The sequence below is a fragment of the Halorussus marinus genome (genome assembly GCF_004765795.1).
Classification (GTDB): domain Archaea; phylum Halobacteriota; class Halobacteria; order Halobacteriales; family Haladaptataceae; genus Halorussus; species Halorussus marinus.
On the sequence record NZ_SBIV01000002.1, the window covers coordinates 481,555 to 494,637 of the forward strand.

The window sequence follows — 13,083 nt, forward strand, 5'->3', positions numbered from 1 at the left end:
TACGCGCTCGCGGGAGGGCGTCGGACTACGAGGCGCCCGTCCCGACGGCCGAGCCGCGACCGGCCGGCCGGTTCCGATTCTGGTACCGGTCCCAGATCGCGAGCGCGAGCGCCCCGAGTCCGAGCAGGACGACGACGAACTGCACCAGCCCGCTGACGACCGGCACGAAGTCCGCGATCGAGACGACGAGCACCCCGACCGCGAGCGCGAGCCATCGGTTGTCGACGTCGGCGATCGCGAGTAGCCACGTCCCGATCGAGAACGAGCCGTACACCAGCCCGGTCCAGATCGCGAGGCCGTAGACGACCGCGCCGAACAGCGACAGCGGGATCCCGACCAGCGTGATCGCGAACACCACCAGCAAGACCGGCACCCCGACGAACAGCGCGAGCCCGACCCCGGCCGACCGGAGCGGGCGCTCGATCGCCCGGCCGGCGACCGCGCCCGAGAACCGCGGGAACACCAACAGCAACACCGCCCCGAGCAGGAGGTTGACCAGCAGGCCGTACGCCCAGCCGAGCCAGCCGGGGAAGCTCGGACCGGTGATGCCGACGTCGAGGTCGTCGGTCTGGCGGACCTGCCCGTCGACGGTCGCACCGTCGGCGAGATCGAGCTGGCCGCTGTACTCTAGGTCGCCGCCGATCGCCGCGCTCGGCCGGACGGTCACGGTCCCGCCGCCGAGTCGGGCGTCCGAGCCGACCTCGCCTTCGAGCACGACGTTGCCCGCCCCGGCGTCGAGCTGGCCCCCGACCCGGCCGCTCTGGGCGAGAAAGACGTTGCCGCCGGCCGCGCTGGCGTCGCCCTCGACGGTGCCGTTGATCCGGACGTTGCCGGCGAACGCCTCCAGATCGCCGGTCACGGTGCCGTCGACGAACACGTTGCCCGCGAACGCCGTGAGGTCGCCGTCGACCGTCCCCCGGACCACGACCGTGCCGGCGAACGCCGTCAGATCCTCGTCGACCGTCTCGTCGGCGTCGACGACGACGGTGCCCCCCGACCGCGTCTCCTCGGCCGCGACCGGCGCGGGCACGGCCGCCAGCGTCACCACCACCGCGAGCGCGATCGCGAGCGCGAACCGTCGTTCCATGTCGGAGCACTCACCCGTCAGGTAAATAGTAATTTCCCCGTTGTGAACGAGCCACACGGTTAAGCCCGACTTACGCCGCGCCGGCCCGTCCCGCCCCGGGGCGTAACCGTCGTTTCGGCGCCCGACGGCGCCGAGCCGCCGTCGGGGCCGCGTGCGGGGCACCTCGCGGGCTTTAAGACCGGCAAGCCCCTCGGGACACACATGAGCGAGGCCGAGAGCGAGGGCGACGGCGAGCAGAGGCCGGGTCGCCAGGAGATCTGGATCGAGAAGTACCGACCCCAGACGCTCGACGAGGTGGCGGGCCACGAGGATATCACCGCGCGCCTCCGGAGCTACATCGAGCGCAACGACCTGCCGAACCTCCTGTTCTCCGGGCCGGCCGGCGTCGGGAAGACCACGTCGGCGACCGCGATCGCCAAGGAGCTGTACGGCGACGACTGGGAGCAGAACTTCCTCGAACTCAACGCCTCCGACCAGCGGGGCATCGACGTGGTCCGAGACCGGATCAAGAACTTCGCGCGGTCGTCGTTCGGCGGCTACGACTACCGCATCATCTTCCTCGACGAGGCCGACTCCCTCACGTCCGACGCCCAGTCGGCGCTCCGGCGGACGATGGAGCAGTTCTCCTCGAACACCCGATTCATCCTGTCGTGTAACTACTCCAGTAAGATCATCGACCCGATCCAGTCGCGGTGTGCGACGTTCCGGTTCGGGCCGCTGGACGAGGCGGCGATCGCCGAGCAGGTCCGGATCGTGGCCGAGGCCGAGGGGATCGAGACGACCGAGGAGGGCGTCGACGCGCTGGTCTACGCCGCCGACGGCGACATGCGCAAGGCGATCAACGCGTTGCAGGCCGCCGCCGTGATGGGCGAGACCGTCGACGAGGACGCGGTGTTTTCGATCACCAGCACCGCCCGCCCCGAGGAGATCGAGGAGATGGTCCGGCGAGCGCTCGACGGCGACTTCGCGAAGGCCCGCTCGATCCTCGACGACCTGCTGTCGAACAAGGGGATGGCGGGCGGGGACATCATCGACCAGCTCCACCGCTCGGTGTGGGAGTTCGACCTCGACGACGAGGCCGCCGTCCGACTCATGGACCGGGTGGGCGAGGTCGACTACCGCATCACCGAGGGCGCCAACGAGCGCGTCCAGTTGGAGGCGCTGTTGGCGTCGCTGTCGCTCGAAGACGAGTAGCCCGGGACTGACCGACGCCCAATCGCGCGTTTTCGGCGCGAGATCGCGACGGGGGGTCGCGCCCGACGCGGAAATCGCGCGTTTCGGAGCCGAACGATCCCGAACGGCCGGCCCGCTTATGCCGGGGTCCGGCGTATCGGGGAGCGGACATCATGGGACGCTATCCGAGACAAGTACGGGACGCGCGCCTGAAGTGTATCGAGTGTAACGCGCCCGTCGTCGAGACGGTCGAGGGCAACTACGCCTGCGTCGACTGCGGGGCCGAGCCGGTTCGAACGCGGACCGGCGAGGCGGGACCGCGCCCGGCCGCCGACGACTGATCGGTCGGCTCTCCGGCCGACTGGGTGCGGGCCGGGTGCGCGACCGTGTGAGGACGCGTCGGCGAGGCGTCCGCTCGGCGACGCGCGCCGGTGGGCTTGCGGAACTGTTTTACCCGTTCGTTGGCGAAATACGCACAATAATGAGCGAACTCGAAGCGGAGTATCGCCTCGAGTATTTCGAGGACGAGGGCTTCGTTCGAAAGGAGTGTTCGGAGTGTGGCGCCCACTTCTGGACGCGCGACGCCGACCGCACCACCTGCGGGGAGCCCCCGTGCGAGGAGTACGGCTTCATCGACAACCCGGGATTCGACGACGAGCACAGCCTCGAGGAGATGCGCGAGGCGTTCCTCTCGTTCTTCGAGGACCACGACCACGAGCGCATCGACCCCTACCCGGTCGCGGCCAACCGGTGGCGCGACGACGTGTTGCTCACCCAAGCGTCGATCTACGACTTCCAGCCGCTGGTCACGTCGGGCGAGACGCCGCCGCCGGCCAACCCGCTGACGATCAGCCAGCCCTGCATCCGGATGCAAGACATCGACAACGTGGGCAAGACCGGACGCCACACGATGGCGTTCGAGATGATGGCCCACCACGCGTTCAACGCCCGCGAGGACCTCGAAGACCCCGACAAGTACGCCTATCAGGGCGAGGTGTACTGGAAAGACGAGACCGTCGAGTACTGCGACGAGTTCTTCGAGTCGATGGGCGCGAACCTCGACGAGATCACCTACATCGAGGACCCGTGGGTCGGCGGGGGCAACGCCGGCCCCGCGATCGAGGTCATCTACCGGGGCGCCGAACTCGCCACCCTCGTCTTCATGTCGATGGAGCAGGACGCCGACGGCGACTACGAGATGAAAGACGGCAACCGCTACTCGAAGATGGACACGTACATCGTCGACACCGGCTACGGGCTGGAGCGGTGGACGTGGGTCTCGCAGGGCACGCCGACGGTGTACGAGGCGGTCTACCCCGAGATGATCTCGTTCCTCAAGGAGAACGCGGGCATCGACCACTCCGAGGCGGAGGCCGAGCTGGTCCACCGCGCCTCGAAACTCGCGGGCCACATGGACATCGACGAGGCCGAGGACATGGAGGCCGCCCGGGACAACATCGCCGACCAGCTCGGCGTCGCCACGAGCGAACTCGAGGCGCTACTCGAACCCCTCGAAGACATCTACGCCGTCGCCGACCACTGCCGGACGCTGGCGTACATGCTCGGGGACGGCATCGTCCCGAGCAACGTCGGGACGGGGTATCTCGTCCGGATGGTGCTCCGGCGGACCAAGCGGCTCTGTGACAACGTCGGCGTCGACGCGCCCCTCGACGAGCTCGTCGACATGCAGGCCGACCGGCTGGGCTACCAGAACCGCGACACGGTCCGGGACATCGTCCGGACCGAGGTCGAGAAGTACCGCGAGACCCTCGAACAGGGCGGGCGCCGGGTCGAGCGCCTCGCCAAGCGCTACGCCGAGGAGGGCGAGCCGATCCCGACCGACGAGCTGGTCGAGCTGTACGATTCGCACGGCATCCAGCCCGACATGGTCGAGGAGATCGCGGCCGAGTTCGGCACCGAGGTCTCGGTGCCCGACGACTTCTACAGCCTCGTCGCCTCGCGCCACGACGGCGAGCAGGCGTTCGACGAGGAGGAGGGAGACGACGACACGCTGGCCGAACTCCCCAAGACCGAACGCCAGTACTACGAGGACCAGTACGGCACCAACTTCGAGGCGGTCGTCCTCGACGTGTTCGATCGCGAGGACGGCTTCGACGTGGTGCTCGACCAGACGATGTTCTACCCCGAGGGCGGCGGCCAGCCCGCCGACCGCGGGACCCTCTCGACCGACGACGCCAGCGTGCAGGTCACCGACGTCCAGATCGAGGACGGGGTCGTCCTCCACCGGACCGACGAGGCGGTCTCGAAGGGCGACATCGTCCGCGGGCAGATCGACGCCGAGCGCCGCCGCCGGCTGATGCGCCACCACACCGCGACCCACATCGTGGTCCACGCCGCCCGCGAGGTGCTTGGCGAGCACGTCCGGCAGGCCGGCGCCCAGAAGGGCGTCGACAGCTCGCGCATCGACGTGCGCCACTACGAGCGCATCGACCGCGAGACCCGCGAGGAGATCGAACGGGTCGCCAACGAGCTGGTGATGGAGAACACCTCGGTCCAGCAGGAGTGGCCAAACCGCCACGAGGCCGAAGAGGAGTACGGCTTCGACCTCTATCAGGGCGGCATCCCGGCGGGGATGAACATCCGGCTCATCCACGTCGCCGAGGACGTTCAGGCCTGTGGCGGGACCCACGTCCAGCGCACCGGCGACGTGGGGACGATCAAGATCCTGAACACCGAGCGCGTTCAGGACGGCGTCGAGCGCCTCACGTTCGCGGCCGGCGAGGCCGCCGTCGAGGCGACCCAGCGCACCGACGCCGCGCTCGCCGACGCCGCCGAGATCCTCGACGTGACCCCCGAGGAGGTCCCCGAGACCGCCGAGCGGTTCTTCGAGGAGTGGAAGGCGCGGGGCAAGCAGATCGAGGACCTCAAAGAGGAGCTCGCGGCCGCCCGCGCGAGCGGTTCGGGCGGCGGCGAGGAGGTCGACGTCGGCGACGCGACCGCGGTGGTCCAGCGCATCGACGCCGACATGGACGAGCTCCGGGCGACCGCGAACGCGCTCGCAGACGAGGGGAAGATCGCGGTCATCGCCAGCGGCGCCGACGGCGCGACGTTCGTGGTCGCGGTCCCCGACGGCGTCGGCGTCAACGCCGGCGAGGTCGTCGGCGAACTCGCCGCCAAGGTCGGCGGGGGCGGCGGCGGTCCCGCGGACTTCGCGCAGGGCGGGGGCCCCGACGCCGAGAAGCTCGACGAGGCGCTCGAAGACGCGCCGGACGTGCTCAAGACGGTCCGGAACGCGTAGCGAGTTGGTCCCTCGCGAGGAGGCCCGTCGGGCGAGAGCCCGCAATCGACGGTCAGCGCTCGGATTCTCGGAGGATCAGCGGGCCGATAGCGAGGGTGCGCTTTGCCACCGTGGCGATGCGCAGGATGTACGAGACGAGTAACAAGAACGGGACGACCGTCGCGGTGAACCCCACCGAAACGGCCCAGAGGAGGTTGCTGACCCCGAGCGTCGCGCCGGGGAACGAGTCGGGGCCGACGAACGTGATCCCGACCCCCGCGACGACGATGGCGGGGATGGCGGTGTACATGATCAGCCGCGAGAGGTCCACGAGCGCCCACTGGAAGTACAGCGTCTTGACGTGCTCGCGGGCCGGCGCGAACATCACCAGCGCGGTCCGAAGCTCGTCCAGCACCGCCCGCTGGTCGTCGGTGAGGTCGTACTCCTCGTCGATCCGCTCGGCGTGAAACACCTTCCACGAGTAGTTGAAGCTGAGCGCCGCCGACAGTACGTCGAACGTGCCGAACTGCGCGCCGTCGAGGCGGGCGTCGACGACCGCGGCGTTCTCGATGACGTCGCCGGTGAGCACCGCGGTCTCCTCGCGGAGGTCCTCGGAGGTGGCGTCGGCGACCGCGTCCCGGAACGCCTCGGCGCGGTCCCGACTCTGGCGGACCAGCGCGGCGAGAAACGACGACGGGTCCGCCGGCGGCGTCCCGCCGATCAGGTCCGCGACGTACTTGCGGACGTCCATCGCGTTGCTCATCCGCTGGTGCTGGTCGCCGAGCGGGCCGGTCTCCTGAGAGAGCACCAACTGATTGATCGTCACGACGAGCGTCACGCCGGTGATGAGCGCCCCGAGCATCGACGAGAACAGGTAATCGAGGACGCTGGTGTTCGCGGCGACGGTTCGAAACGAGGCGGTGAGGACCGCGCCCGCGCCGGCGAACGCGGCGAAGACGACGCCGGCCAGCCCCGCGGTCACCACGAGGCGGTTCGTCTGGAGCAACAGTCGGAGTTTGAGACTGCTCTCGTCGGCGCGGGCGCGGACGGTGTCGCCCGTCTCGACGTCGTCTCCGGTCAGGGGGTGGTCGTCGCCGTCGCCCTCACGCATGCGCGTCCTCGCTCCCCGACGCCGGCCGTTTGAGGATCAGGTACTTGGTTCCGCCCCCGATGTAGTCGACCGTCTCGACGAGTTCCCATCCCTCGGCGCCCAGTTCGTTCAGTTCGGCTTCCGGATCGATCGCCTCGTCCATCGTCTTCGAGCGAGGCGGTCGAAGCGTCCGATACTCCCACGTCGGCATATGTGCGATAGTCGAGACATAGCCGTATATGTTGTGGGGCCGCGCTACTCGCCGAACAGTCGTCGTCTGGCCCGTTCCCACACCGACTCCGAGTCGCGCTGGCGCTCCAGATGCCGGGTGAGTGCCTCGTTGCGCCGCTTGAGGCGCTCGTTTTCGGCCGCGAGTCGCGCGACCTCCGCGCCGAGGTCGGCGTCCTCGGCTTCGACGGTCGGTTCGAGGTCGGCTCCCCGGCCGTCGCGGGCGACGACGCGCGGCCGGTCGTCGGTGCCGTCGATCGACCGGACGCCGGCGTCGGGGCCGCGCTCTTCGATCGGTCCCGCGGCGCTCGCTTCGTCGGTGATCCCGAGCGCGTGCTCGTCGCGCGTCCGGCCCGCCAACACCGCGTTGAGCACCGCGCCGAACAGGAGGATCACCCCGCCGAAGTAGAGCCAGACGAGCACCAGAAAGACGCTCCCGAGGGTCCCGTAGGCCGCCTCGTACCGGCCGGCGACCGTCACGTACGCGTGAAAGATCCCCTCCAGGGTCGCCCATCCGATCGCCGCCAGCACCACGCCCGGGAGGACTTCGCGGGCGGTGACGGGCACGTCCGGGAACACGTAGTAGATCGGGAAGAACGCGACCGAGAGCCCGACCACCAGCAGTAGCGGATTGAGAACCGTCCGGTAGGGGAGGTCGGGCGTCAGCGAGCCGATCGCGCCGGCGAGAGCCAGGAGCCCGACCGCGAACCCGAGCGCGAGGAAGACGACGGCGGCGTTCTCGAACTGCTCGAGTAGCGACTTGCGCTCGCGGATCCCGTAGATCTGAGAGAACGCCACGTCGAGCCCGCGGAAGATCTTCGACATCCCCCACAGGAGGGTGAGCGCACCGAGAACCGAGATGCCGGCCAGCGCCGACCCGGCGTCGAGCGAGTCGAACAGCAGTCGCCGGGCGTACGGCGTGAGAAACGTCCCCGCGATCGACGTGAGCCGGCGCGTGAGCGCCGCGTTACCGACCGTCGAGAGCGCGAACAGCAAGAACAGCAACAGCGGGAGCAACGAGACGAACGCGTGGTACGCGATGCTCCCCGCCATGAACGTGACGTGCCGGTCGCGAGCCTCGCGCCACGTCTCGACGGCGACGCGGCCCACCTCTTCCGGAACCCCCACGGACACACACACGGGCGCGCGGACCAAAACGCCTCTGCCCGTGGCGGCCGGCCGCCGGATTCAGGTCTCGATCCCGAGCGCGCGCTCGGCCGCCGCGCCGACCTCGGGGACCGACTCGGCGGGCGCGTAGACGCCGAACCGCCACTGGGCCCGGCCCGCGGCCCGCAGTCCCTCGACCAGCGGCGACTCCTCGCTCAGCCGACGGATCTCGCCGTCGACGACCACCCGGGTGGACGACTCGGGCACCCCGGGCTCGCCGGGGGTGTCGACCAGCACCGACTCGGGATCGACTCCGGCGGTCGAGGCGATCTCGCGCTCGAACGCCCGGACGGTCTCGTGGTCGGCGGTGACAACCGACTCGGGAACGTCGTCGAGTTCTGCCCACACCGCCCGCTTGTAGAGGTCCCGCTCTTCGAGCCGGCGGGCGGCGTCTTCGGTCGCCGGACAGTCCCGGAGCGCCCCCAGCAGTCGGTCGTCGGTCATCCGGGCGAACGCCTCGGTCCGGAGGTCGGTCGAGTCGAGCAGGCGCTCGCCCGCGCGTTCGAGCATCGCGCCCGCGATGCGCGAGACGTGGTGGCGATACACCGTCGCGTTCATCAGCGTGCGGGCGACAAGCGTGCTCTCGGCGGCGTGGACGTTGCCCTCGGCGAGGACGAGGTCCTCGCCGCGCAACCGCAACGCCGCCAGTAGCCGCGAGTGGTCGATGGTGCCGTAGGGGACGCCGGTGTGGTGGGCGTCCCGGACGAGGTAGTCCATCCGGTCGACGTCGAGCTCCCCGGCGACCAGCTGGCCGAGCGCCCCCTCGCCGGCGACGAGCGCGGCGACCTCGCCGGGGTCGAGCCCGTGGGCTTCGAGCACCGCCGCGAGGTCGCCGTCCGCGAGCAGGTCGGCGACCTCGTCGTGGTGGCGCCCGAGCCGGCGTTCGAGTATCCCCTCGGTCTGGTGGCCGTACGGACCGTGGCCGACGTCGTGGAGGAGCGCGGCGGCCCGGACCGCCAGCGCGGATCGGTCCTCGACCCCGAGCAGGTCGAGCGCCTCGCTGGCGAGGTGATAGACCCCGAGGCTGTGCTCGAACCGGGTGTGGTTCGCGGAGGGGTAGACCAGCCGGACCGTGCTGAGCTGCTTGATGTGGCGGAGCCGCTGGAGCTCGGGGGTGTCGAGCAGGTCGGCCGCGAGGTCGCAGACGGGGATGTGGTCGTGGACGCTGTCCTTGATCGCTTCCATGGTCCGGGAGTTGCCCCACGCGGGACAAAAAGCGTCCGTCTCCCGGCGGGGAGCCGAAAGCGGCCGGAGAGCGAACCACTCAAGCGCCGGCGCGCCGAACCGCCGGCCATGCCATACGCGGACAACGGCGGCGTCTCGCTCTACTACGAGGTCGACGGCGACGGCGACCAGACCGTCGTACTGCTCGCCGACGCGGGGTACGGCGCCTGGCAGTGGAGCTGGCAGTACCCCGGGCTCGCCGGCGGTCGCGAGATCGTGGTCCCGAACGCGCGCGGGACGGGGCGCTCGGACGATCCGGGCGAGTACTCGGTCGCGGCGATGGCGGCGGACCTCGACGCCGTGCTCGCCGACCACGGCGCGCGCAAGGCCCACCTCGTCGGCGCGGGACTGGGCGGGATGGTCGCGCTCCAGTACGCCCTCGAGTACTCGCGGGGCCGGAGCCTGAGCCTGCTCGGGACCTCGGCCGGCGGCCCGCGCACAGAAATGTTCCCGGACGGCGTGCGCGACCGACTGCTCGCGGACGCCGACGACCCCGCGGCGCTCCGACGGTCGCTCGACCCGGTGGCCGGCGAGGAACTGCTGGACACCGACGAACTGGTCGAAGACGTCGTGGCGTGGCGCCGCGAGGAGGACGCCGACCGCGACGCCGCGCGCGGCCACCTCGACGCGATGGCGGCGTTCGACGCGAGCGACCGGCTCTACGAGATCACCCTGCCGGCGCTCGTCCTGCACGGCGAGGGCGACCGGGTGGTCCCGATCGAGGACGGCCGGCGGCTGGCCGACGGCCTGCCGAACGGGGAGTTCCGGGGGTTCCCCGGCGAGCGATTCTTCTTCGTCGAGCGCTCGAAGGCGGTCAACGACGCGCTGGTCGGCTTTCTGGACGAGCGTCGCGAAGACGAGTAGCTCGGGCGGTAGAGCGACCGGGCGCCGCCCGAATCGCGCCCGTTCCGCAACAACGCCTACGGTGGCCGGCGTCGAACCCGCGTGCATGACGCTCTCGCTCGAACGCCGGGCGGCGCTGTGGGGGGACCGAACCGCCGTCGCCGACGCGACTGACGGCCGGGACGCGAGCTACGCCGACCTCGACTCGCGGGCCGACGCGCTCGCGAGGGGGCTCGCCGCCCGCGGGATCGGCGCCGGCGACGCGGTCGCGGTCGTCTCGCGCAACCGGATCGAGACGATCGCGTTAGTGTTCGCGGCCCGGCGGCTCGGTGCGGTGCTCGCGCCGATCTCCCACCGGCTCACGCCCGCGACGGTCCGGGCGCCCCTCGACGCGATCGACCCGGCGGTCGTGGTCCACGAACCGGCCCAGCGCGACCTCGTCCGGGAGGTGGCCGACGATCGGAGCCGGTCGTTCGACGACCTGCGCGGCGGCGAGGGGGCCGACTACGAGGCCGCCGACCCCGACCCGGACCGGTCGTTGCTCTACCTCCACACCCGCGAGGAGGCCGACCGGTCGGCGGTCGGCGAGACCGATTCCGAACCGGATCGGCCGGGCGAGTCGCTGAACGCCGACCCGCCGGCCGCCGGGCGCGTCGTCGACCTGCCCGCGCGCGCCGTCGAGTGGAACTGCATCACCGCCGCGGCGGCGTGGGGGCTCGGTCGGAGCGACCGCGCGCCGACCCTGTTGCCGGTGTCGGACACCGACGGCCTCCACCGGCTGGTGTTGCCGCTGTTGTACGTCGGCGGCCGGGTCGACCTCCTCCGGGCGTTCGCTCCCGAGCGCGCGCTGGCGGCGATCGAGCGGGGCGCGACCGCGCTGTTCGCGGGCGCGACCGAGTACCGCGAACTGATCGCCGACGACGCGTTCGAATCGACGGACTTCGGGAGCGTCGAGTGGATCGGCGCGCGGTCGGCGCTCCCGACCGACGCTCGCGCGGCGCTGGCCGAGCGGGCCCCCGTCGTGCGAGCCTACGGCCGGGGCGAGACCGGGCCCAACGACCTCTACCGGCCGGTCGACCGCGGGGACGCCGACCCGCCCGACCCCGACTGCGTGGGTCGGCCGTTCCCCGATTGCGAGGCCCGGATCGTCTGGGAGGGCGAGCCGGTCGCCGAGAGCGAGGTCGGCGAGCTACAGATCCGGGGCCCCGTCACCGCCCGAGGGTACGTCGGCGACGCCGAGACGTTCCCCGAGTGGGTCCCGAGCGGCGACCACGCCTACCGAGAGGGCGGCGACTACTTCGTGCTCGGGCGGGCCGCCGAGGCCGCGGTCGGCGACGAGCGCCGGGTCCACCCGCGGGAGGTCGAGCGCGAGCTGGAGGCTCACGAGGAGGTCCGAGAGGCCGGCGCGGTCGTCGGGGGCGGCGAGTCGCTGGCGGCGGTGGTCGGCGACGCCGAGCCCGGCGAGCTCCGGGCGTTCGTCGCCGACCGGCTCCCCGACGCGGCGGTGCCCCGCGAGGTCACCGTCGTCGAGTCGCTCGCGCGCCGATCGACCGGCGAGCCCGACCGCGCGAAGCTCCGGCGCGAACTCGGCGGCGAGGAGCGTTTCGACACCGAGTAGCGGTCCCGATCCGGAATACCGGCAGAACTGCCCGTAGGGGAACCTCTTTTGTCCGAGAGGTGTTTGGAACAACACGATGAGTCGACTTCGCATCGCATTCGTAAACGCCGCCCACGAGGGCGACGCGACCCGGCGGAACTTCCGGCGGGAACTCGACGCCGACCTCGTGGAGTTCGACGCGACGGGCGGCGAGCTACCCGAGAGCCTCGACTTCGACGGGGTCGTCATCTCGGGGTCTCGCTCGTCGGTCTACTGGGACGAGGAGTGGATCGAGCCGACCCGCGAGTGGGTCGGCGAGGCGGTCGAGGCGGGTCTGCCGTGTCTGGGCGTCTGTTGGGGCCACCAGCTTCTGGCCGACGTGCTCGGCGGCGAGGTCCGGGACATGGGCGAGTACGAGATCGGCTATCGGGAGGTCGAGCGGACGAGCGAGTCGGTCCTGTTCGAGGGCGTCGACGACCGCTTTACCGCCTTTACCACCCACTCGGACGCGGTCGCCGAGCTCCCGCCCGGCGCCGAGGAGCTCGCGGTCAACGACTACTCGAACCACGGCTTCCGGAAGGGCCACGCCTTCGGCGTCCAGTTCCACCCGGAGTACGACATGGCGACCGCCGAGGAGGTCACCAAGGGCAAGGACCTCCCGGACGAGCGGCTCCAGCGGGTCCTCGACGGCATCCACGAGGAGAACTACGACGCCGCCTGCGAGGCGAAGATCGTCTTCGAGAACTTCTGCGAGTACGCCCGCGAGGTCCGGGACGCGGACGCCGAGACCGACGCGGCCGCGGCCTGACGCCGGCTCGTCCGGCACGGGACCGACGGCGACTCCGCGCCCGCCGCGAGCCGACGTCGTCGAGGATCGCAGTCGGGCGATTCTCGACGAGACGCTTTTAAACACCGTTATCAGTGAACCACCAGACACACGCCCGTCGAGATCGTATCAGTGGGGAATGAGAGACAAATTAGCCGGCGGTAGCCCGATCGCGGACGGCGACCCGACGGCGACGACCCGACGGCCGGACGCCGACACGCCCCCGGTGTCACAGGACAACGTCTTCGACGCGCTGGCGTCTCGCCGGGGGAGGTACGTACTCGCCTGCGTGCGCGAGGCCGACGCGGCCGTCGACATCGAAGACGTCGTCGAGTGCGTCGCGACCTGGGAGACCGGCAAGCCGATCGATCTGGTCTCCGAGGAGCACCGCGAGCGCGTGGCCACCTCGCTGACACACACCCAACTGCCGAAGCTGTCGATGATGGGGATGGTGGAGTACGACGAGCGCGAAGGCGTGGTTCGGCGGGGGCCACACGCCGAGCAGGCCGACGCGTACCTCGACGTCGCTATCGAGCGCGACGGCAACGTCGATCTGTAAGCGACCTACCGGCAACCCGCCCGTGGAGTAGGAGCGTTTTTCACGGTCGGG

Annotated in this window: 12 protein-coding genes; 7 read left to right on the forward strand and 5 right to left on the reverse strand. The window is 70.7% G+C overall.

Translation table 11 applies throughout. The features are described from left to right. Nucleotides 1–25: 25 nt before the first annotated feature. A complete protein-coding gene (locus EPY72_RS06400) occupies nucleotides 26–1,087 on the reverse strand; it encodes a bactofilin family protein (protein ID WP_134671109.1) in 1,062 nt (353 codons plus the stop codon). A 201-nt stretch (nucleotides 1,088–1,288) separates the two neighbouring features. Here EPY72_RS06400 and EPY72_RS06405 point away from each other — a divergent pair, with 201 nt between their 5' ends. The 3 genes from EPY72_RS06405 (at nucleotide 1,289) to alaS (ending at nucleotide 5,519) form a co-directional block, all read left to right on the forward strand. Further along, nucleotides 1,289–2,281, forward strand: a complete 993-nt coding sequence (locus EPY72_RS06405; RefSeq protein ID WP_134671110.1) for a replication factor C small subunit — start codon at nucleotides 1,289–1,291, stop codon at nucleotides 2,279–2,281. 152 nt (nucleotides 2,282–2,433) lie between these two features. Further along, the gene (locus tag EPY72_RS19260) at nucleotides 2,434–2,601 is read left to right on the forward strand and encodes a hypothetical protein (protein WP_167599449.1); all 168 of its coding nucleotides are present in this window, start codon (nucleotides 2,434–2,436) and stop codon (nucleotides 2,599–2,601) included. A gap of 140 nt (nucleotides 2,602–2,741) precedes the next feature. Then, nucleotides 2,742–5,519, forward strand: a complete 2,778-nt coding sequence (gene alaS, locus EPY72_RS06410) for an alanine--tRNA ligase (protein ID WP_134671111.1) — start codon at nucleotides 2,742–2,744, stop codon at nucleotides 5,517–5,519. Between the two features lie 52 nt (nucleotides 5,520–5,571). Here the strand turns inward: alaS and EPY72_RS19265 are convergent, their stop codons facing one another. The 4 genes from EPY72_RS19265 to EPY72_RS06425 are packed head-to-tail and all read right to left on the reverse strand — an operon-like array spanning nucleotide 5,572 to nucleotide 9,168. Then, on the reverse strand, nucleotides 5,572–6,609 hold the full coding sequence (locus EPY72_RS19265; protein ID WP_168215999.1) for a DUF7972 family membrane protein: 1,038 nt from the start codon (nucleotides 6,607–6,609) through the stop codon (nucleotides 5,572–5,574). Beyond that, nucleotides 6,602–6,799, reverse strand: coding sequence for a Sp36 family protein (locus tag EPY72_RS06415; protein WP_135805886.1), 198 nt, complete (start codon nucleotides 6,797–6,799; stop codon nucleotides 6,602–6,604). Before EPY72_RS06415 ends, EPY72_RS19265 begins: the two co-directional genes overlap by 8 nt. Before the next feature lie 44 nt (nucleotides 6,800–6,843). Beyond that, on the reverse strand, nucleotides 6,844–7,944 hold the full coding sequence (locus tag EPY72_RS06420; RefSeq protein ID WP_244605531.1) for a YhjD/YihY/BrkB family envelope integrity protein: 1,101 nt from the start codon (nucleotides 7,942–7,944) through the stop codon (nucleotides 6,844–6,846). Nucleotides 7,945–8,004: 60 nt separating this feature from the next. Then, nucleotides 8,005–9,168: an HD domain-containing protein gene (locus EPY72_RS06425; RefSeq protein ID WP_134671113.1), complete on the reverse strand. Its 1,164-nt coding sequence runs from the start codon at nucleotides 9,166–9,168 to the stop codon at nucleotides 8,005–8,007. Between the two features lie 108 nt (nucleotides 9,169–9,276). On the opposite strand from EPY72_RS06425, the gene EPY72_RS06430 reads away from it, so the two are divergent. From EPY72_RS06430 to EPY72_RS06445, 4 genes are all read left to right on the forward strand, one after another. After that, complete coding sequence (locus EPY72_RS06430; RefSeq protein WP_135805887.1) at nucleotides 9,277–10,071, forward strand: alpha/beta fold hydrolase; 795 nt, start codon at nucleotides 9,277–9,279, stop codon at nucleotides 10,069–10,071. A gap of 85 nt (nucleotides 10,072–10,156) precedes the next feature. Then, on the forward strand, nucleotides 10,157–11,668 hold the full coding sequence (locus EPY72_RS06435; protein WP_135805888.1) for a class I adenylate-forming enzyme family protein: 1,512 nt from the start codon (nucleotides 10,157–10,159) through the stop codon (nucleotides 11,666–11,668). Nucleotides 11,669–11,744: 76 nt separating this feature from the next. Continuing rightward, nucleotides 11,745–12,455, forward strand: a complete 711-nt coding sequence (locus tag EPY72_RS06440) for a type 1 glutamine amidotransferase (RefSeq protein WP_135805889.1) — start codon at nucleotides 11,745–11,747, stop codon at nucleotides 12,453–12,455. Between the two features lie 157 nt (nucleotides 12,456–12,612). Further along, nucleotides 12,613–13,032 (forward strand): DUF7344 domain-containing protein, encoded by a 420-nt coding sequence (locus tag EPY72_RS06445; protein WP_135805890.1) that lies wholly within the window; start codon nucleotides 12,613–12,615, stop codon nucleotides 13,030–13,032. The last annotated feature ends 51 nt before the right edge of the window (nucleotides 13,033–13,083 follow it).

Bases quoted from the DNA above. Each gene is read 5' to 3' on its own strand.
- EPY72_RS06430 (WP_135805887.1), top strand. From the start codon at position 9,277: ATGCCATACGCGGACAACGGCGGCGTCTCGCTCTACTACGAGGTCGAC.
- EPY72_RS19260 (WP_167599449.1), top strand. From the start codon at position 2,434: ATGGGACGCTATCCGAGACAAGTACGGGACGCGCGCCTGAAGTGTATC.
- alaS (WP_134671111.1), top strand. From the start codon at position 2,742: ATGAGCGAACTCGAAGCGGAGTATCGCCTCGAGTATTTCGAGGACGAG.
- EPY72_RS06440 (WP_135805889.1), top strand. From the start codon at position 11,745: ATGAGTCGACTTCGCATCGCATTCGTAAACGCCGCCCACGAGGGCGAC.
- EPY72_RS06405 (WP_134671110.1), top strand. From the start codon at position 1,289: ATGAGCGAGGCCGAGAGCGAGGGCGACGGCGAGCAGAGGCCGGGTCGC.
- EPY72_RS06435 (WP_135805888.1), top strand. From the start codon at position 10,157: ATGACGCTCTCGCTCGAACGCCGGGCGGCGCTGTGGGGGGACCGAACC.
- EPY72_RS06415 (WP_135805886.1), bottom strand. From the start codon at position 6,799: ATGCCGACGTGGGAGTATCGGACGCTTCGACCGCCTCGCTCGAAGACG.
- EPY72_RS06400 (WP_134671109.1), bottom strand. From the start codon at position 1,087: ATGGAACGACGGTTCGCGCTCGCGATCGCGCTCGCGGTGGTGGTGACG.
- EPY72_RS06425 (WP_134671113.1), bottom strand. From the start codon at position 9,168: ATGGAAGCGATCAAGGACAGCGTCCACGACCACATCCCCGTCTGCGAC.
- EPY72_RS19265 (WP_168215999.1), bottom strand. From the start codon at position 6,609: ATGCGTGAGGGCGACGGCGACGACCACCCCCTGACCGGAGACGACGTC.
- EPY72_RS06445 (WP_135805890.1), top strand. From the start codon at position 12,613: ATGAGAGACAAATTAGCCGGCGGTAGCCCGATCGCGGACGGCGACCCG.